Source organism: Arthrobacter sp. efr-133-TYG-104, assembly GCF_030208915.1.
Lineage (GTDB): Bacteria > Actinomycetota > Actinomycetes > Actinomycetales > Micrococcaceae > Arthrobacter.
Genome location: NZ_JARVTA010000001.1, coordinates 385840 through 404307, shown reverse-complemented (window position 1 = coordinate 404307; position 18468 = coordinate 385840). Strand labels below are relative to the sequence as shown.

At 64.0% G+C, this 18468-nt stretch carries 16 protein-coding genes; 9 read left to right on the top strand and 7 right to left on the bottom strand.

Features of this window, described 5'->3' with window-relative positions; all coding sequences use genetic code 11:
- Positions 1-44 precede the first annotated feature (44 nt).
- The 5 genes from QRN04_RS01845 to QRN04_RS01825 all read left to right on the top strand — a co-directional run bounded on the left by QRN04_RS01845 (position 45) and on the right by QRN04_RS01825 (position 4180).
- The gene (locus QRN04_RS01845) at positions 45-755 is read left to right on the top strand and encodes an ABC transporter ATP-binding protein (RefSeq protein ID WP_284974438.1); all 711 of its coding nucleotides are present in this window, start codon (positions 45-47) and stop codon (positions 753-755) included.
- Positions 752-2038 carry an ABC transporter permease gene (locus tag QRN04_RS01840; protein WP_284974437.1) on the top strand — a complete coding sequence of 429 codons (1287 nt, stop codon included), beginning with the start codon at positions 752-754 and terminating at the stop codon, positions 2036-2038. Before QRN04_RS01845 ends, QRN04_RS01840 begins: the two co-directional genes overlap by 4 nt.
- A 181-nt stretch (positions 2039-2219) precedes the next feature.
- Positions 2220-3101, top strand: coding sequence for an FAD-dependent oxidoreductase (locus QRN04_RS01835; protein WP_284974436.1), 882 nt, complete (start codon positions 2220-2222; stop codon positions 3099-3101).
- Positions 3102-3214: 113 nt separating this feature from the next.
- Positions 3215-3907, top strand: coding sequence for a deoxyribose-phosphate aldolase (gene deoC / locus QRN04_RS01830; RefSeq protein WP_284974435.1), 693 nt, complete (start codon positions 3215-3217; stop codon positions 3905-3907).
- Positions 3908-3952: 45 nt separating this feature from the next.
- A complete protein-coding gene (locus QRN04_RS01825) occupies positions 3953-4180 on the top strand; it encodes a hypothetical protein (RefSeq protein ID WP_284974434.1) in 228 nt (75 codons plus the stop codon).
- Between the two features lie 112 nt (positions 4181-4292).
- Here the strand turns inward: QRN04_RS01825 and QRN04_RS01820 are convergent, their stop codons facing one another.
- Together QRN04_RS01820 and mfd are read right to left on the bottom strand one after the other, a co-directional pair.
- Positions 4293-5096, bottom strand: coding sequence for a metal-dependent hydrolase (locus QRN04_RS01820; protein WP_284974433.1), 804 nt, complete (start codon positions 5094-5096; stop codon positions 4293-4295).
- 4 nt (positions 5097-5100) lie between these two features.
- A complete protein-coding gene (mfd, locus tag QRN04_RS01815; protein ID WP_284974432.1) occupies positions 5101-8736 on the bottom strand; it encodes a transcription-repair coupling factor in 3636 nt (1211 codons plus the stop codon).
- A 150-nt stretch (positions 8737-8886) separates the two neighbouring features.
- On the opposite strand from mfd, the gene QRN04_RS01810 reads away from it, so the two are divergent.
- The 4 genes from QRN04_RS01810 (at position 8887) to nhaA (ending at position 12647) form a co-directional block, all read left to right on the top strand.
- Complete coding sequence (locus tag QRN04_RS01810) at positions 8887-10398, top strand: SDR family oxidoreductase (protein ID WP_284974521.1); 1512 nt, start codon at positions 8887-8889, stop codon at positions 10396-10398.
- Positions 10399-10445: 47 nt separating this feature from the next.
- Positions 10446-10943, top strand: a complete 498-nt coding sequence (locus tag QRN04_RS01805; RefSeq protein WP_284974431.1) for a DUF2505 domain-containing protein — start codon at positions 10446-10448, stop codon at positions 10941-10943.
- Positions 10944-10945: 2 nt separating this feature from the next.
- Entirely contained in the window at positions 10946-11167 is a 222-nt protein-coding gene (locus QRN04_RS01800; protein WP_284974430.1) for an SCO4848 family membrane protein, read from the top strand.
- 151 nt (positions 11168-11318) lie between these two features.
- Positions 11319-12647: a Na+/H+ antiporter NhaA gene (gene nhaA / locus QRN04_RS01795; protein ID WP_284974429.1), complete on the top strand. Its 1329-nt coding sequence runs from the start codon at positions 11319-11321 to the stop codon at positions 12645-12647.
- A 3-nt stretch (positions 12648-12650) separates the two neighbouring features.
- On the opposite strand, the gene sufU is transcribed toward nhaA, so the two are convergent.
- The 5 genes from sufU to QRN04_RS01770 form a co-directional block, all read right to left on the bottom strand.
- Positions 12651-13103 (bottom strand): Fe-S cluster assembly sulfur transfer protein SufU, encoded by a 453-nt coding sequence (gene sufU / locus QRN04_RS01790; RefSeq protein ID WP_284974428.1) that lies wholly within the window; start codon positions 13101-13103, stop codon positions 12651-12653.
- Positions 13104-13174: 71 nt separating this feature from the next.
- Positions 13175-14500, bottom strand: coding sequence for a cysteine desulfurase (locus tag QRN04_RS01785; RefSeq protein ID WP_284974427.1), 1326 nt, complete (start codon positions 14498-14500; stop codon positions 13175-13177).
- Between the two features lie 78 nt (positions 14501-14578).
- Positions 14579-16987, bottom strand: coding sequence for an ATP-binding protein (locus QRN04_RS01780; protein ID WP_284974426.1), 2409 nt, complete (start codon positions 16985-16987; stop codon positions 14579-14581).
- Positions 16988-17495: 508 nt separating this feature from the next.
- Positions 17496-18059: a dihydrofolate reductase family protein gene (locus tag QRN04_RS01775; protein WP_284974425.1), complete on the bottom strand. Its 564-nt coding sequence runs from the start codon at positions 18057-18059 to the stop codon at positions 17496-17498.
- Positions 18060-18206: 147 nt separating this feature from the next.
- Positions 18207-18428: a hypothetical protein gene (locus QRN04_RS01770; protein ID WP_284974424.1), complete on the bottom strand. Its 222-nt coding sequence runs from the start codon at positions 18426-18428 to the stop codon at positions 18207-18209.
- Between the last annotated feature and the right edge of the window lie 40 nt (positions 18429-18468).

Sequence of the window (18468 nt, the reverse complement as noted above, 5' to 3'; positions counted from 1 at the left end):
ATTACTGCTCTGGTACTGCTTGTTTCCAGTGCTTGCGACTCCTGATGGGAACCTCTGTGCCTGTACCGATTTTGTCCACCCGCGACCTGACTAAGACGTACGGTCGCGGTCCGGACCGCTTCGACGCTCTGAAGGGCGTCTCCCTCGAGATCGACCGTGGTGATTCCGTAGCCATCGTGGGAAAGAGTGGGTCCGGCAAGTCCACCCTGATGCACTTGCTCGCCCTGCTCGATACGCCCGGAGGAGGTGAAGTCCACGTTGACGGGACAGACGCCAAGACCTTGACCGCGCGCAAGCTCAATACCCTTCGGAACCAGATGTTCGGCTTCGTGTTCCAGCAGTTCTTCCTCAACCACGCCTCCAGCGTGTTGGAGAACGTGGTCCTGCCACTGAAAATTGCGGGCGTTGGCGCGCGGGAACGGCGCATCCGCGGCATGACCGTCCTGGAACAGCTTGAACTGGCAGACAAGGCCCGGAATAAGGCCGGCAACCTCTCCGGCGGCCAAAAGCAGCGGGTGGTGATCGCCCGCGCCCTCGCAAACAACCCACAGGTCCTCTTCGCCGACGAGCCCACCGGAAACCTCGATACCGCCACCGGACGGATCGTCGAAGACATCCTCTTCGACCTCAACCAGAACCAGGGCATCACCTTGATCACGGTCACCCACGACCACGACCTCGCAGCCCGCTTCAACCGACGCCTCTTCATCCGCGATGGGAAGCTGATCACCACCGATGAGGAGCACGCGGCATGAAACCGCTTGAAACAGTTAAAACAGCAATCTCCAACAGCTTCCGCAGCAAGCTCCGCACCACGCTGACCATACTGGCCATCTTCGTCGGAGCCTTCACCCTGACCATCACCAACGGCCTGGGCACCGGTATTTCCAACTACATAGACGCCCAGATTGCTGCCGTAGGGCCGAGCAACGCCTTCACCGTTACCAAGACCGACACCAGCACGGACGCCGGATCCGGACCAAAGAAGTACGACCCCAACACCAGGGTCATCGCCGTCGGCGGAAGGCCAGGATCCACCGAATTGGCCCTCACCCAAGCCGACCTCGACAAAATGGCCACCATTCCGGGAATCACCAGCGTTTCCCCCGTCACCCGGCTCAACACCGCTTACATCCAGTGGAACAACAAAGACAAGTACCAGCTCAGCATCAGTCCCCTGGCCGGAGCCCATCCCCCGCTGGCCGCCGGCACGGCCATGGACGACACCGGAAGCCAGTCCCAGATCACCCTTCCTTCCAACTACGTGGTGCCACTGGGGCTTACTGACAACGCCCACGCGATCGGCCAAAACATCACCATCGGGATCCTGGACGCCACCGGCACCATGCACACCGTGACGGCCACAATCCAGGGCGTGGAAGAAAACGCCCTGCTCGGCAGCGGCGGCGCCCTTGCCAACAAGGCACTCACGACCGCGCTCGCCGGCGCGCAGAACACCGGCGCGGCCGCCGTCGGACTCCAGACCTGGACCGCCGCCACAGCAGCCTTCACCCCCACCAATTCGCGCGCCGTCAACGACATGAAGTCCCAACTAAGTGCCGCTGGATACACGGCCCAGACGTTGGATGACCGCATCGGCACCGTGAAAACGGTCATCAATGGAATCATCGGCGTCCTGGACGCCTTCGCGATCATCGCGCTGGTGGCCGCAGGGTTCGGTATCGTCAATACCTTGCTGATGTCCGTTCAGGAACGCACCCGCGAAATCGGACTCATGAAGGCCATGGGGATGGGCAGCGGATCTGTCTTTGCCCTGTTCAGCACGGAAGCCGCGTTCATTGGGCTCCTGGGCAGCCTGATCGGATCAGCCGTAGCTATCGGCCTGGGTACTGTGGTCAGCGGCGTCCTCGCCCGTGGCCCGCTCAGCGATCTCTCCGGACTGCAGATCCTCAGCTTCGCTCCCGCACCCGTGGCCGGAGTGATCATCCTGGTCATGGCCATAGCTTTCATCGCCGGTACGCTTCCGGCTGCCCGTGCCGCGCGCCAAAATCCGATCGACTCCCTGCGTTACGAATAGTCCCCGTCGCATAGTCCCCGTCGCCGCCTGACGCAGCGGTGTGACGCAGCTTATTACCGCCGGGTAAACAACTCACTACGGACCGGCCATCAATGGCAACAGCGCGGAAACACCCGCGAAAAGCAGTCCCCCTACGCTGATGACCAACAGCACCAAACAGGTCATAGCGAAAGGGCCAGACATGTCCGCTACCCCGTCCGAAGTTTTTCCTCACGTCGTCATTGCTGGGGCGGGTCCCGCCGCGCAGGCTTTGGTGCGGAGGCTCGCAGGAACAGCCGACGGCGGCGACCGCACCTTCAGGGGAAGCATCACGCTGCTCAGCAACAGGGACGACTACCCGCAGGCCCTCCTTGAAATCGCGGAACTTCCCCACGTCTCCGTCCGCTTCGGCCAGGCAGCAAGCTTCATCGATGCAGGGGCCAAGATCGTGACCACAACTGACGGAATGGAGTTCTCCTACGATCAGCTCGTCATCGCCACCGGTTCGGCGCCCGTGCTCCCACCGGTGGCTGGTGCCGAGGCAGGCCTCAGCTACTCCACCATCGACGACGCCGCCGGCCTCGGCGAGGCTGTGAAGGACATCGCCGGCACCGTGGGGCGCCGACCTCTGGGCATCCTCGTTGGCACCGGACCGGCTGCGGGCCAGGCCGAGGCTGTGTTGCGGGCCCGCGGCGTCCGTCCCGTGCGGACAACGCTTCGGCCAGCCGCCGTCGTCAACTCCGCAGCGGTTCCCGAGGTCGTTCCCGCTACCCGGGCCACTGGCATCCTCTTCGAGGACGGCAGCAGCATGAAGGGCGACCTTGTGGTCATCGCCGAGGAAAGAGTCGCCCGCAATGAGCTCGCCTTGAGTGCCGGCCTCGACATCGGGCACGACGGCGGCATCGCAGTCGGGCGCAACCTCGCCACCTCTCTGCCTGGAATCTGGGCTATCGGCGATGCCGCGTCCTGTGACGGCTTCCGGCTCGGTTTGCTCCTCTCAGCGGAGTCCTCGGCGATGCTGTGCGCTTCGGGCATCCTGTCAGCTGCGATGGGTGCCGAACGGGAGGCCCTTCAAGCGGCGTGAGAACGTCCGGCGTCGCCCAAATCCACCATGGCAGGTGTGGCAAGATGGTCATCTGAAGGGCTGTGACAACCCTGCGGCCACCGGGCCGGCCACGCCCTGCACGGAAGGATCCCATGAGCTACGAAGCCGTCGCCCCTGCTAGCATCGCCGCCTACATCGACCACACACTCCTCAAGCCGGAAGCCAGCGAGGATGACATCCTCAAGGTCTGTGCTGAGGCTGTGGAATATAAGTTCAAATCGGTGTGCGTCAACCCCATCTGGGTCAAGACTGTCCGCAAAGCCCTGAAAGGTTCCGGGGTGCTGACCTGTTCAGTGATCGGCTTCCCGTTCGGTGCCACGCCGAGTGACGTCAAGGCTTTCGAAGCCCGGGGCGCAGTGCTCGACGGCGCCAACGAAATCGACATGGTGATCAACATGGCCGCGGCACGTGCCAAGGACAAAGGCGCGCTCGTGGACGACATCAAAACGGTGGCTGAGACAGTCCATGCGGGTGAAGCGATCCTGAAGGTCATCATCGAAACCTCCATGCTGACCGATGAGCAAAAGGTGATCGCTTGCGAGGCGGCCGCAGAAGCCGGTGCCGATTTCGTCAAGACGTCCACCGGGTTCAATGGCGGCGGGGCCACAGCGGAGGATGTCGCCCTCATGCGCAAGACGGTGGGCCCCGACATGGGCGTCAAGGCCTCCGGCGGGGTGCGCTCACTGGCTGACGCACAGGCTATGATTGCTGCAGGTGCAACACGTATCGGAGCGAGTTCCGGAATTGCCATCGTCAACGGTGAACAAGGTTCATCCAGCTACTGAGGCGTCCGTAACTGATTTTGAGCCCCGCGGGGCAAGGAGGAATGAATGTCCAAGGAAGCAACAAGCGCCCCCATTGAAAGAGAGAACCACCTCGGTACGAGCATTATCCTGTTCGTCATCATGATGGTCCTTTTCCTTGGCGCCATCTTCTCCCTTACTTTCCTCACCTTGGACAACGTTTGGCCGATGGCGGTTTGCTTGATCCTGTTTGCGCTCGCTTTCTGGATTCCCCAGACCGTCCTGGGCCGCTCTGATTCGGCCGGCGAAAGCTAGATCTTCCGTAGAACGCTGTATGGCCCGGGCTCCCGCCCGGGCCATACGTTTTTAAGGGTTTATAGGGGCCGAATTTAAGCGGCCGTGTTTAACGGGCCGAGGCCCGCCGCAACTAGTGCACCATGCCAGCCAGCGCCGCAAGGAAACCCGGCCAGTGCAGCTGCAGAAGCGCCCACGCCGCGGCGCCCATTCCCACCATGGCGTATCCGCTGACGGGGATGAGCACCAGCCACTCGCGGCGTGATCCGGCTCGTCCCAGGAAGGGTATGGAGAACGCTCCGTTGGCCCGCCAAATGCCGCTGATGAAGGACTTCCGGAGGAATTTAGGCGGCTTGATGACGATGGGCCAGAGAAGCGGCACTCCCCCCACGGTGATCATGTCCCCCACGATGTGCACTGCCACCCCGGTCAGCATGGACAGCGGCAACCAGCTCCACTGACCCGGCGCGAACCAGGTCACGAGCCCTGCCATGACCACGGCGAAGAGCCAGTTGGTGATCCAGCCTGATTTCGGAAACAGGTGCAGCGCTTTCGCTGCCAGGTTGATCATGAACATGCACAGCAGTCCCGCACCGATGGACAGCCGTCCCAAGGGCGTCATCATCTGGAATTGCGCGGCGATGGTGGCAAGCACCACGAACGCCGAGGCTCCCAGCAATGAATGCGTACCCTGCCGGTGGCCGCCGCTGGCTTTCTCGATGCCGACCGCAATCACATTGGACAGGGGCGGCAGCGAGTTCGCGATGGTGCTGTGGCGGTGGTCCCAGTCGCACACCAAGGCGGTGCCCGCCGTCGCCATGGCGCCGATCAGGATGCCGGTGGGGTCCAGCGGGTACCAACCGAGGGCGTAGGGGCTGGTTGAGGCAATAGCTATCCACGCCGCGGCTCCTGACGCGGCGTGGTGTCCCCCCATCATCGGGCTAGCCTGCCTTTACGGGGACGTCGGTGAAAATCGCTTCGATGACGTTGTTGGCCCACTGCAGGATCTCGGCGTCCTGCAGGTCCCGGCCGCCGATCCTCGCGGTTTTGGGTTTGGGAATGAGCACGGCGTCCAGGGCTGGCTTGACCTGCGAACCCGGGTACATCCGGTTCAGGCGCATGGTCTTGGACTCGGGCAGCTGCGCGGGCGAGAAACGGACGAAATTGCCCTGAAGGGCGACGTCGGACAGGCCGGCTTCGCGTGCGCCCACCCTGAAGCGCGCAACGGCAATGAGGTTCTGGACCGGCAAGGGCGGCTCGCCGTAACGATCCACCAGTTCGGCCAAAACCTCATCGATGGCTTCGTAGGTGATGGCGGCGGCCAACTTGCGGTACGCCTCCAGACGCAGCCTCTCGCCGGGCACATAGTCGTGCGGCAGGTGGGCGTTCACTGGCAGCTCGATCTTCATCTCGGCGGCCTTCTCCTCGGCCTCGCCACGGTATTCCGCGACGGCCTCGCCCACCAAACGGATGTAGAGATCGAAGCCGACGCCTTGGATGTGCCCGGACTGTTCGCCGCCGAGCAGGTTACCCGCACCACGGATTTCCAGGTCCTTCATGGCCAGCTGCATGCCGGCGCCGAGTTCATTGTGCGCGGCCACGGCCTTGAGGCGCTCCAGCGCTACTTCGCCCAACGGCTTCTCCGAAGGGTAGAGGAAGTAGGCGTAGGCGCGCTCACGGCCACGGCCAACACGACCCCGGAGCTGGTGAAGCTGCGAGAGTCCGTACTTGTCGGCACCGTCCACAATCAACGTGTTGGCGTTGGAAATATCCAGGCCTGTCTCAATGATGGTGGTGCACACCAGCACATCGAAACGCTTCTCCCAGAAGTCCACAATGATCTTTTCCAGGCGGCTCTCGGACATTTGGCCGTGAGCCACCTCTACCCGCGCTTCGGGAACCAGTTCGCGGATCTGGGCAGCAATGCGTTCAATGGAAGACACCCGGTTGTGCACGAAGAACACTTGGCCCTCGCGCATCAACTCCCGCCGGATCGCGGCGGAGGTCTGCTTGTTGGTGTAGGGGCCCACATAGGTCAGGACCGGATGGCGCTCTTCAGGTGGAGTGGCCAGCGTGGAGGTTTCCCGAATGCCCGTGAGGGACATTTCCAAGGTTCGCGGAATCGGTGTGGCGCTCATGGCCAGGACGTCCACGTTGGTGCGCATTTTCTTCAGCGCTTCCTTGTGTTCAACGCCAAAGCGCTGCTCCTCGTCAACAATCACCAGGCCAAGGTCCTTGAACTGGAAGTCCTTGGACAAGAGCCGGTGGGTGCCGATTACCACGTCCACGGCGCCGCTCTTCACGCCGTCGGCCGTCTCTTTGGCTTCCTTGGCGGACTGGAACCGTGAGAGGGGCTTCACGCGGAGGGGGAAGCCGGAGAAGCGCTCCGTGAACGTCTCATAGTGCTGCTGGGCGAGGAGGGTCGTGGGCACCAGGACGGCCACTTGCTTACCGTCCTGGACGGCCTTGAAAGCGGCCCGGACGGCGATTTCGGTCTTGCCGTAGCCGACGTCCCCGGACACCAGGCGATCCATGGGGATCTCCCGCTCCATGTCCGCCTTGACTTCGTTGATGGTTGTCAGCTGGTCCGGAGTCTCCACGTACGGGAATGCCTCTTCAAGCTCCCGCTGCCACGGTGTGTCGGGCGCAAAGGCGTGCCCACGGGAGGCCATTCGCGCCGAGTACAGCCGGATCAGTTCACCGGCGATTTCCTTGACGGCCTTGCGTGCCTTGGACTTGGTGCTGGCCCAGTCCGCGCCACCCATTTTGCTCAGCGCAGGCGCATCACCGCCGACGTAGCGTGTTACTTGGTCAAGCTGGTCAGTCGGAACGAAAAGCCGGTCCCCCGGGGCGCCCCGCTTGGACGGCGCGTATTCCAGCACCAGGTATTCCCGCAGTCCGGCATCGGAGGAGGACGTACCGGCCACCTTCCGCTGGATCAGCTCAACGAACCGGCCGATACCGTGCTGTTCGTGCACCACAAAGTCCCCCGCATGCAGTTGCAAGGGGTCCACGGCGTTGCGCCTCTTGGACGGCATGCGCCGCATGTCCTTGGTGGAGCCCGCACTGGCGCGCCCCAGCAAATCGGCTTCGGTCAACAGGCCCAGTTTGAGGCCGTCCAATACAAAACCACGTCCGACGGCGGCGGTGGTCACCTCGATGATCCCAGCCTGGGGTTCCTTATCCAGCGAGTCAACCCGGGAACAGGGAATCTCCGCATCATGGAACAACTCGGCCAGGCGTTGCGCGGGCCCAGGACCGTCCGTGACCACCACCAGGCGCCACTGGTCCTTGACCCGTGAGCCGATGAATTCGAGCATCTCGGCCACATCGCCCTGGTAGCCGCGGGGTTCGCGGGCGCGCATGTTGAGGACGTCGATATCCAGGACCAGGTCCTCGTCGGTCGCGAGGGAGGTGATGGACCACCACGACACACTGTGTTCCAGGGCTGCCGAGCGGGTGTCCGTCAGGGATCGGAAGCTGGCGGCGTGCAGGTCCGACGAGGCCTGGGAAGAAAGATCAAGGGGAGCCGAACCGCCGTCGGACGCTGTTGACCACGCGGCTTCGAGGAACTCCTCATTGGTGGCGGCGAGGTCGTGCGCACGGGTGCGCACCTTCTCGGGTTCGATGACCACTGACAGTGAGCCGGCCGGTAACGAATCCACGAACGGAACCATGGAATCAACCAGCACGGGCGCCAGGGACTCCATTCCTTCCACGGCGATTCCACCGGCGATCTTCTCCAGCATGTCAGCCGCTGCCGGCATGTCCTCTTTGAGCTTCGCTGCGCGGGACATTACCGACGGCGTGATCAGGATTTCGCGGCAGGGCGGAGCGTGCAGTTCCGTGGGATGGTGAACGCCGGGCGCAGTCAGCGAGCGCTGGTCGGCTACGGCAAACCACCGCATCTGGTCCACCTCGTCGCCGAAGAACTCCACGCGGATGGGGTGGTCCTCGGTAGGCGGGAAAACGTCCAGGATGCCACCGCGCACTGCGAATTCGCCGCGATGCGTCACCATGTCCACCCGGGCGTAGGCGGCGTCGGAGAGGGCCCGGACCACGTCAGTGAAGGAACGGTCTTGGCCCACTTGCAGGGTGACCGGGACCAGGTCGCCCAGTCCGGCGACGATGGGCTGGACCACAGCGCGAACGGGAGCTACCACCACGCGCAGGGGGGCCGCCGTCGAGCTTTCCGGGTGGGTGAGGCGGCGGAGGACCGAAAGCCGGCGCCCGACAGTATCGGAGCGCGGCGAGAGCCTTTCGTGCGGAAGGGTTTCCCAACTAGGGAAGGTCGCTACCGAGTCCGGGGGGAGGTAAGAAGCCAGGGCTGCGGTGAGGTCCTCGGCTTCGCGGCCGGTCGCGGTGACGGCGAGGACCACCGGTACGCTCTGTCCCCTCGTCGTGTCGCCGGACACCAAAGCGTCTGCCATCTCAGCAAGCAACACGGCCCGCATCCCTGTGGGGGCACTGATCTGGTAGTCGCTGTTGCGGTCGCCGAAGGGCCGCTCAGCCTCCGTACGGACGCGGGCGAAAGTCTTGTCCTCCGCCAGTGCGCGGCGCAGACCGTTGAGGCTCATGGCTGAAACTCCTAGGGTGGTTCCAAGGGCAGGCAACACAAATGCCCGGAAATTCAGATGAATGCCGGGTCATTCCAGCCTACCTCTCCCCCACCCCCAGGAGTTCCGTTGCAGCCTTCCGAAGCCACCCATTCGAACACCCCCGAACCAATGGCCACTGAGCAGCCCAGGACCGTCTTGGTCACCGGCGCCACCGGCTACATCGGCGGACGCCTGGTTCCCCGGCTCCTCGAAGCGGGCCACCGGGTCAAGGTCCTGGTCCGCACGCCGCAGAAGATTGCCGATGTCCCCTGGCATGATCGCGTTGAGATTGTGGAGAACAGCCTGTCCGACGCCGGGGGCCTCACCGAAGCTTTGAGCGGCGTCGAGGTCCTGTATTACCTGGTCCATTCCATGGCTTCCGGCGGCGGTTTCGAGGCCAAGGAGGACGCCATGGCGCGCCTGGTCGCAGGTGCCGCAGCCAATGCCGGCGTGGACAGGATTGTCTACTTGGGCGGCCTGCACCCAGCGGACACGGAGCTTTCCACGCACATGCGCTCACGCGAGACCGTGGGCCGTGTATTCCTCGAGTCGCCGGTCGATTCGATCGTCTTCCAGGCCGGCGTGGTGATTGGTTCGGGGTCAGCGTCCTTCGAGATGATCCGGCACCTCGCCGACACCCTGCCTGTGATGCCCGCACCCAGTTGGGTGGACAACAGGATCGAGGCAATAGCCGTCCGCGACGTGCTGCACTACCTCGTCGCTGCCGCTGCCCTCCCGGAGAAGCTGAACCGCTCTTTCGACATCGGCTCCCGCGAGGTATTGAAGTACAAGGAAATGATGAACGAGTACGCCGCGGAGCGTGGGCTTCCGCGGCGGCTGGTTATCGCGCTCCCGGTCCCGGCGCCCAAGCTGGCGGGACTATGGGTTGCCCTGGTGACGCCCATTCCGTGGTCCATGTCCTTGCCTCTGGTGCAGTCACTCCAGCACGATGCCGTGTCGCGGGAGCACGACGTCGACCACTACATCCCCCAGCCCGACGGCGGCCTGACGCCGTACCGCCGCGCCGTCGCCCTGGCGCTCGGCAAGGAAAGGGACGGGCAGGTGGAGACCACCTGGGCCAATGCCGGGATCGACGCCGATCCGCTGCCGAGCGACCCCGACTGGGCCGGTTACAAGGTGTATCTCGATGAACGCACCTTCCACAGCGAAGCCAAGCCTGAGCAGGTGTGGACCATCATCGAGGGCATCGGCGGGAAGAACGGGTGGTATTCACTGCCCCTGGCCTGGCGGATCCGGGGATGGATGGACAAGTTGCAGGGCGGTGCCGGGCTGTTGCGTGGCCGCCGGCATCCCAAGACGCTGAACACGGGCGAGGTAGTGGATTGGTGGCGTGTAGAGGCCATTGAGCGCGGCCATCTCCTGCGCTTGCGGGCCGAGATGCGGGCCCCTGGAGGTGCGTGGCTTGAGTTGGGGGTAGAGCCCGATGGCGAGGGCAGCCTTTACAAACAGCGCGCCATCTTCTTCCCGCGTGGTTTGGCGGGCAGGCTCTATTGGCTGGGCGTGTACCCGTTCCACGGATTCATCTTCCCCTCCATGGCCCGCAACATTTCCGCTGCCGCGATGGCCCTCCAAGGGACGGCGGAAGCGGCCGGTTCCGGGGTGCCCAGCGAGACCCCGTAGGATGTTGGGAGCTAAAAAGCTTCACCACCACCATCCACGGAGGACCCATGGCACTGAGCGCATCCACCACACTTCCGCACAGCGTTGACCGAGTCACCGCCGTATTTGTTGACGAGGACTTCCTGCGCCACACCAGCGAGCTGGTGGGCGGCTCCCTCGTGTCGTTTAGCATCGAGGGCGATACCGCAGGGCCGTTCAGCACCACCACTGTCCGGACGCTGCCCACTACCCGTTTGCCGGAAATGGCACGTAAGTTCGTCGGTGAAACCCTTACCGTGACCCAGAACGAACAGTGGGAAGCCCCGGCAGCGGACGGCTCGCGTTCGAGCAACATTGCCCTCAAGGTTTCCGGCGCTCCGTTGGACGTCAAAGCGGTCCAGCGCCTGGTTGCCGACGGCACCGGAACGCGCATTGAACTCGAAGGCACCGTGTCTTCCTCCGTTCCGTTCCTCGGCGGCAAGATCGCCGATGCCGCGGAGCCCATGGTTGGCAAGGCATTGAACATCCAGTCGCAGCAGGCCGAAGCCTGGCTCGAAAGCCACTAAGCATGAACATCCCCGCAATCCTGGCGATCATCCTGGTCATTGCCGGAGTGTGGTCCTTGGCGGTGTGGCCGCAGTTCCTCAAGCGCGTGATGAAGGATCCCCGTGCCCGGGACACTGCCGGTAAGGCCACCAAGTTCCTCACGGTCCATGTTGTCCTGGTCAGCATCTCCATGGTCCTTGGCCTCGCGACTGCGGTGATCGGCGTCGTGGGCCTGGTCGCCTAGCGCTGCCCGCACCCAACTAGGGAACAGCACACGTTCCACTGAGCCGTTATTGGGACATGTGCTGTCCCCTAGTTGGGTAGAGTGGACATTGGTGTGCCGGGAAGTCTGGTCGGCGGTTTATTTGTAACGCCCTGACCAGATAAGGAATTTCGTGTCCAAGTTACCGGCACCTTCCAACCGGCTTTTGACCCGCTCCAGCTACCCCGAGTACCGCCGTATCCTCGCGATTCTCCGCACGGAGACCGTTGGCGGTGCGCTCCTCCTCGCGGCCACTGTGGCCGCCCTCGTCTGGGCGAATTCCCCGGCTGCTGATGGCTACTTCGCCTTACGGGACCTCAATTTCGGCTACGCGCCATGGCACCTTGAGCTGAGCCTTGGCCACTGGGCCTCCGACGGCCTGCTGGCGGTGTTTTTCTTCCTCGCAGGCCTGGAGCTCAAGAGGGAATTCGTTGCCGGGGAGCTCCGCAAACCAGCCCGGGCAGTGGTTCCCGTGGCCGCTGCCGTGGGTGGCGTGGCGGTTCCTGCCCTCATCTACGTGCTCCTCAACCTCGGAAACCGGGAAACGCTCACAGGCTGGGCAATTCCCACGGCCACGGACATCGCCTTCGCCTTGGCGGTCCTGGCCGTCATCAACACCCATCTCCCAGCCGCGTTGAGAACCTTCCTGTTGACGCTCGCCGTGGTGGATGACCTCATCGCCATCGGCATCATTGCTTTCTTCTACTCCTCAGGACTCCAGCCGATCATGCTGCTGGCCGCTCTGGTTCCCTTGGGCCTGTTCACCGTTCTTGTCCAAAAGCGCATCCGCAGCTGGTACGTCCTGCTCCCCTTGGCGCTCGCAACCTGGGGTTTGGTCCACGCCTCCGGGATTCATGCCACGGTGGCCGGAGTGCTGTTGGGCTTCGCCGTTCCCGTCTTGGCCAGCGGGAGGAAGAACGAACCCGCAGAGGGCTTGGCCGAGCACCTCGAACACCGTCTCCGGCCGTTCTCTGCCGGCTTCGCCGTCCCCGTTTTCGCTTTCTTCTCCGCGGGCGTCACTTTATTAGCTTTCAACGGCGGCAGTTTCGACGGCGGTGCTTTCGACGGCGTCGGGGCCGCACTGCTGGATCCCGTGGCCCTTGGCATTGCCGCGGCGCTGGTGGTGGGCAAGGCCGTGGGTGTCTTTGGCACCACGTTTTTGGTCACCAAAACCACCCGCGCCAGCCTGGATTCCAGCATCGCATGGATAGACCTCTTTGGCCTTGCACTGCTGGCCGGCATCGGTTTCACCGTCTCGCTGCTCATCGGCGAGCTCAGCTTCGGCCCGGGGTCACCGCACACGGACCACGCCAAAGTCGCCATCCTGGCAGGTTCCTTGGTCTCCGCGCTGTTGGCCGCCGTCGTGCTTAGAGCCCGAAACCGGCGCTACCGGGCAGTCCAAGCGGATGAAGAACGGGACGAGGACGGCGACGGCGTGCCGGACCTGTTTGCGCGGGACTGAAGGCTAGGCGCTGGCCTGGTTCAAGGCGTCCTCGGCGGCTACCCAGGAGATCATGGCGCACTTGACCCTTGCTGCATAGCGCGCCACGCCTTCGAATGCCGCTGCGTCCCCCAGGATTTCCGGGTCCGCGTGCACCTTGCCACGGGACCGGAGCACCTCGCGGAAGGTGTCGATGACCGAGTGCAGCTCCGCGACCGACATTCCCTCACCGAGGTCCGTGAGGACCGACGCCGAGGCCATGGAAATGGAGCAACCGGCACCGTCCCAGCTGATCTGTTGCACTGTGCCATCGGCAACCGCCAGCCGCAGCGTGACCTCGTCCCCGCATACGGGATTGAGCTGATGCGATTGCCCGGTGGACGAACCCGCCGGCGCGGCGGTGTCAGCGAGCCCGCTCCCGTGGCGCTGCTTGGAATGGTCCAGGATGATTTGCTGGTACAGCTGGTCGAGACTCATGGTGTTTGTTGCCTGTTCTGGGAACTCAGTGCTGTGGAATCGGGATCAAAAAAATCGGGATCAAAAAGCGCTCAGGCCTGGAAATAGGCCCGGACCCCGGAAACAGCGTCAAGGAAAGCGTCGACGTCGTCCGTGGTGTTGTAGAGGTAGGTGCTCGCCCGGGTGGTAGCGGTCAGTCCGAGGCGCCGGTGCAGCGGTTGCGCGCAGTGATGGCCCACACGAACGGCGATCCCCCGGGCGTCCAGGAACTGGCCGACGTCGTGCGCATGGACGCCGTCGACGTCGAACGCGGCCAAACCGATCCGCTCAGTCCCCGACGGCGGACCCACCACGCGGATGCCGTCGATGCTTTCCAAGCCCTTCACCAGCCGCTGTCCCAGCGTCGCTTCCCACGCATGAATGCGGTCGACGCCGGTTTCGGTCAAGTAATTTACGGCCGCCGCCAACGCCACAGCCTGCGAAATCCGCTGGGTCCCGGCCTCGAACCGCTGCGGCGCAGGCAGGTACTCGGCCCGTTCCATGGTCACCGTGGTGATCATGGAACCGCCGGTGAGGAACGGCGGGAGGACATCGAGGAGCTCCTGCTTGCCGTAGAGCACGCCCACGCCCGTGGGCGCCAGCATCTTATGGCCGGAGAAGACAGCGAAATCGACGTCCAGGTCCTTGACGTTGATGGGCATATGCGGAGCGGACTGGCAGGCGTCCAGAACCACCAATGCCCCAACCCGGCGGGCCATGGCTACAAGCTCCGGGACCGGGTTGATGGTACCGAGGACGTTGGAAGCGTGGGTGAAGGCCAGGACCTTGGTCCGCTCTCCCACGATCTCCGCAGCTGCGTCCAAGCGAAGGGCGCCATGGTCCGTTACGGGGATGTACTTCAGGGTGGCGCCGGTCCGGAACGCGAGCTCCTGCCAAGGAATGAGGTTGGCATGGTGTTCCATTTCGGTGACCACGATTTCATCACCGGGACCTACGGCTAGGTCTTTCAGGGCTGAGCTGCCCCTCCCCTGCGCAGCCCAGAGCGTCGCGTTGGACAGGGCATAGCTGATCAGGTTGAGGCCCTCGGTGGCATTGGAGGTCCACACCGTTTCCTCGTACCCCGCACCGATGAAGTCCGCGACAGTCTGGCGCGCGTCCTCGAAGACTTCTGTCGCTTCCACGGCCAAGTGGTGGGCGCCGCGATGAACCGCGGCGTTGCGTTGCTCGTAGAATTCCTGCTCCGCCTCGATGACGCTGAGCGGATTCTGCGACGTGGCACCGGAGTCGAGGTACACCAAGGCCTGGCCATTGACTTGCTGGTGGAGGACCGGGAAGTCATTCCGGATTCGCAGCACCTCTGCGTTGTCCATGGCATGCATGGACCGTTGCAGTGACGCGGGAGTTGATACGGCAGTCAAGGGGCGCTCCTTGGAAATCCTTCAGGGACTCCCAATTATCCCACGCAGGGCGGTCACAACGGTGTGCCGTTGGCCACCTCACCCGCCGGTTGTCTCCGGCACCCCTCCCAGGGATGGAACAACCTCACTCCCGAGTGCACCCGGGAGCCGATGGAGGAGGCCGGCCGCGCGCCTGCCAGCAGCCCAGCGTCGACTTACGTCATATCCGCTCACCGCACGGGAATAGCACATCGCAGCGTGCGCAAACTGGCGGTCCGAAGTGAGGGACTTTCCCGCCTGTTCCAGCAGTCTTGGGTTGTCAGTCTTCAGGGCGGAGGCGAACGTTTCCAGTGACGAGGCCCAAGCACCGTCCAGGCACCCCGTCACCTCCGCCAAGCGGCCAATCACTGGAGCATCGATTGCTGTACCTGCGTTCGCCTTGTTGAGCACAAAGAGCGATAACGCTTCGGCCTCCAGGGTGGGCTGTCCTTCGTCACGGAACCGCTCGGCCAGGTGCAGAAGGTTACCGGAGGAGGGATCGGCCGCGTCTTGGCCAGCTGCAGTGAACAAACCAGCGAGCTGAGGCAGGAGTTGGCCGGTGCCCCCAGCCATGGCGGTGCCACTTTCCTTGATCCTTGCAGTGGCTCGTTCGGTCTCTCCGGTGACCGCCTCCACGTACGAGAGCATTCCGGTGGCCAACGAGCAGACAACCGGGAGGCCGGCGTCGGACAGTTCTGCAACCACCGGCTCCAACGTCCGCCGTGCCGCCTGCAGCAGTCCTTGGCTGAGCTGGGCATACCCGCGGGCAACGTCATGGCAGAGGGCAACGTGCAGCGGCCGCGCATACCCGGCCGGGCACTCCAGCAGGGAGTCAGTTTCCCCCCACGCCAGGTTGTACTTGAGGGCCACCATGTGCCTCAGGATCAATCCGGGGCGGAAAACCTCCAACTGAGGATCTGCGCCCATGCTGTCCATTGCCGCCGAGGATGATGCCAACCCCGCCCTCAGATTGCCGGCGAGCACCAGCCGTTCCGATTCCCTGACGTCCGTTATCAGGCGCTCCGCCTTCTCCGACACTCCTTGCGGTTCGCCTTCCGGCGCCCCTAACAGTCCCAACGCCGAGAGCCGGTCTGCGGCGTTCGCGCGAACCTCGGCCGGGATTCCCGACGCCGCCAACTGCCGCAACTCCGGGGTGGCTTCAAGGAGGCGACCTTCGGCCACCAAGGCCCGGGCCCTCACGAGCCTCGCCTCGTCCCGGTGCGCAGCTCCCCCCACCGCGGCCGCAGCGCGTAGTGCCAACGCCGCAGTGGAAGGCCTGTCAGCCGCGGGTGCCGCAGCCAGCAGAAGCTCTTCGGGCAACGGCAGCCCGCACGCCAGCGTCCACGTCAACCATCGGAGCATGGTCGGTGCCGACCCAAGCGTTAGGGAGGGCACGTCCGCTGCCAACCGCAAAGCGATACTGCGCGACGGCGGCACCGACCGCCGTGTTCCCTCGCCAAATAGCCAGGACGCCGTGCGGACCAGTGGCGGTCGCCCCGCCAGCAGCCTGAGGTGGTGGGAGGCCAACAGCCGCTCCACGACGACCTGGCCATAGCTTCGCTCCACGGTCTCCAGAGGCAACGGTTCCGCGAGCGCCACGAGTTCGAGTGCTTGCCGTTCCGTGTCGGGTCGCTCAGCATTCTCACGGTCCACGCGGCGAACCACCCGTGGCCAGTCACAGTGCGCACCGGCGTCGATGGCCCAGAAGCCGTGCCGCAGTACCAGGAGTCCGGCTTCAAGGGCGTCCTCGATCGCCAACTGCAGGAAACCCACGTTGAAACCGCTCAGCGCGCAGAGGAGCGCGCTGGCTCGCTGCTGGACGTTGCCCCCAAGAGTGCTGCTGCACACCTGACGGGCTTCCTGGAAAGTCAGTGGAGGCAGCGCGTACTGCTCCAGGAACCCGTCCTCCCACAGCTGATAGAGATCCTGCGGCAGTGGCCGTCCGCTGTCTGCCGTGGCCACCAGGGTGGCACTGAACCCGGGGATCAGCTGAAGAAGGACGGCCAGAGAGGCTTGGTCGACGTGGTGGATATCATCCACCAACAGAACCAACGGAGGCCTGCCCGACGGCGGACCGCCGCGGCTCCGGCGTCGTGCATTACCGGGGGCGAACAGGTGCTGCGCCGGACCGAGCGTGCGGGTGAAAGCCCTGAGGACATTCAGTCCCGGCGGGGTGCCCTGATCCTCATAGGCTCCGCTGAGCGCATTCAAGATGCCGTAGGGGGTCGCTGCAAGTTCGGGCGTTCCGGCAAAGCTACGGACATCCAGGTTGGCAGGAAGGGCCGCCTTGACCGCCCGCAACAACCCGCTCTTTCCAGATCCCCGGTCACCTACTACCACGACGCCATGGGTGGAGGGTGAAGGTACGGCGGAAACGATGAGGTGGAGCAGCTGCGTCCGGTCCGGGAAGGCTGATGGCTTCAGGCCTGATGGGGCAGTTTCTTCATCCAGCCAAGGATCCGGCAACATGCACACTCCAATAGCAGCAGTCCCTGGTCCGGGAAGTTTGGGTTCCGCGATTCGCGGGTCCTTGGCCTAGAAGCCGGCGGCGGCTGGGGGGAGAGTCTCGGTCTCAGAAGACTCTGTCGCCGCCGGCTTCGTCCAAGGCCGAACCGTCTTTCGACGGCCGGTGCATCGGCTCAAAGAGACCACCGATGCGGATGATGCGACTTGTGGAATCCCGGTGATGCTTGGGGCTGAACCGTTCTCCCAAGAACAATCCTGCCGTTCGGACGAACCCCGTACACCAGTAGTTGGTACTCGATTACTGGAGGGCTTTGGTTCGGCAAATACCCTGTTGTACTCAGTACCGCGGACCTGCACTACTTGGTTGGGACACGAAAAAACGGCCCATTACTCCAATGAATGGCCAAATGCAGGTCAATGCCGGAACGGGTGGTCCTTTGGGCTGGGAGGGGTACTCGGAAGGAGGTGCCCGTCAGCGGGCCGAAGCCCGCGCTGAATCGACCCCGGGCACTCAGCTCCGGGTCTCGTACTTGGTCAGGACCACGCCGTCGGGAAACGTCAGGGTCTCCACCAGCCTCAGGTTCACCCAGTTGTCCAGGGCTGTGAAGAACGGCGTGCCGCCGCCCACCAGGACCGGATGGGTGACGATTACGTACTCGTCGATCAGCCCGGCCCGCATGGCCGCGGCGGCGAGTGTGGCACCGCCGAGGTCCATGGGGCAGCCGTCGTCGGCTTTGAGCCGGGTGATCTCGGTGACCGCGTCGCCGGTGACCAGGCGGGTATTCCAGTCGACCGTGCTGGTCGACGAGGAGAACACCACCTTTGGCATGTCCCGCCAGCGGCGGGCGAACTCGATCTGCGCCGCTGTGGCGCCAGGCTGCTGGTCGGCTGTCGGCCAGTGGGAGCTCATCGTCTCCCACAGTTTGCGCCCGTACAGCGCCAGGCCCGTCGCCCCCACCCGGTCGGACCACCATTGGAACAGCTCGTCACTCGGCACACTCCAGCCGAGGTCGTCTCCGGCCGCGGCGATGTAGCCGTCCAGGCTCACGTTCATGCCGAACGCTAGTTTGCGCATGGCGCCAGTCTCCCGTGAATGGGTTTTCGTTGTACAGACCCGCACGGCGCGGAAAAGTGATCGGTCGGGCTACACCGAGGGCCAGTTGACCACCACGCCAAGCAGATGCTCCGCACGGAAAAGGTCCTTACGCGGGCACGCCTCAGTTCACTCGCCGTTGGCGGTTGCCTCGATCCAATCGACTGCTTCGTCGGAGAGGTAAATTCCCTCGGGTCCCCGGTCCCCGATCCACCAAGCGTCCGATGTCACGGTGCCGCCAGCGGCCGCGATCTTGTTCACCACATCTGCGGCGATAACCTCGCCGTTGTGTTCGATTAGCCACGCTTGTGCCTCGGCGTCTAATTTTGGCCACCACTCAATGGTCCTCATCCTGCAATCCTCCACCCCGGTGTAGCGGATGGAAAGTCGC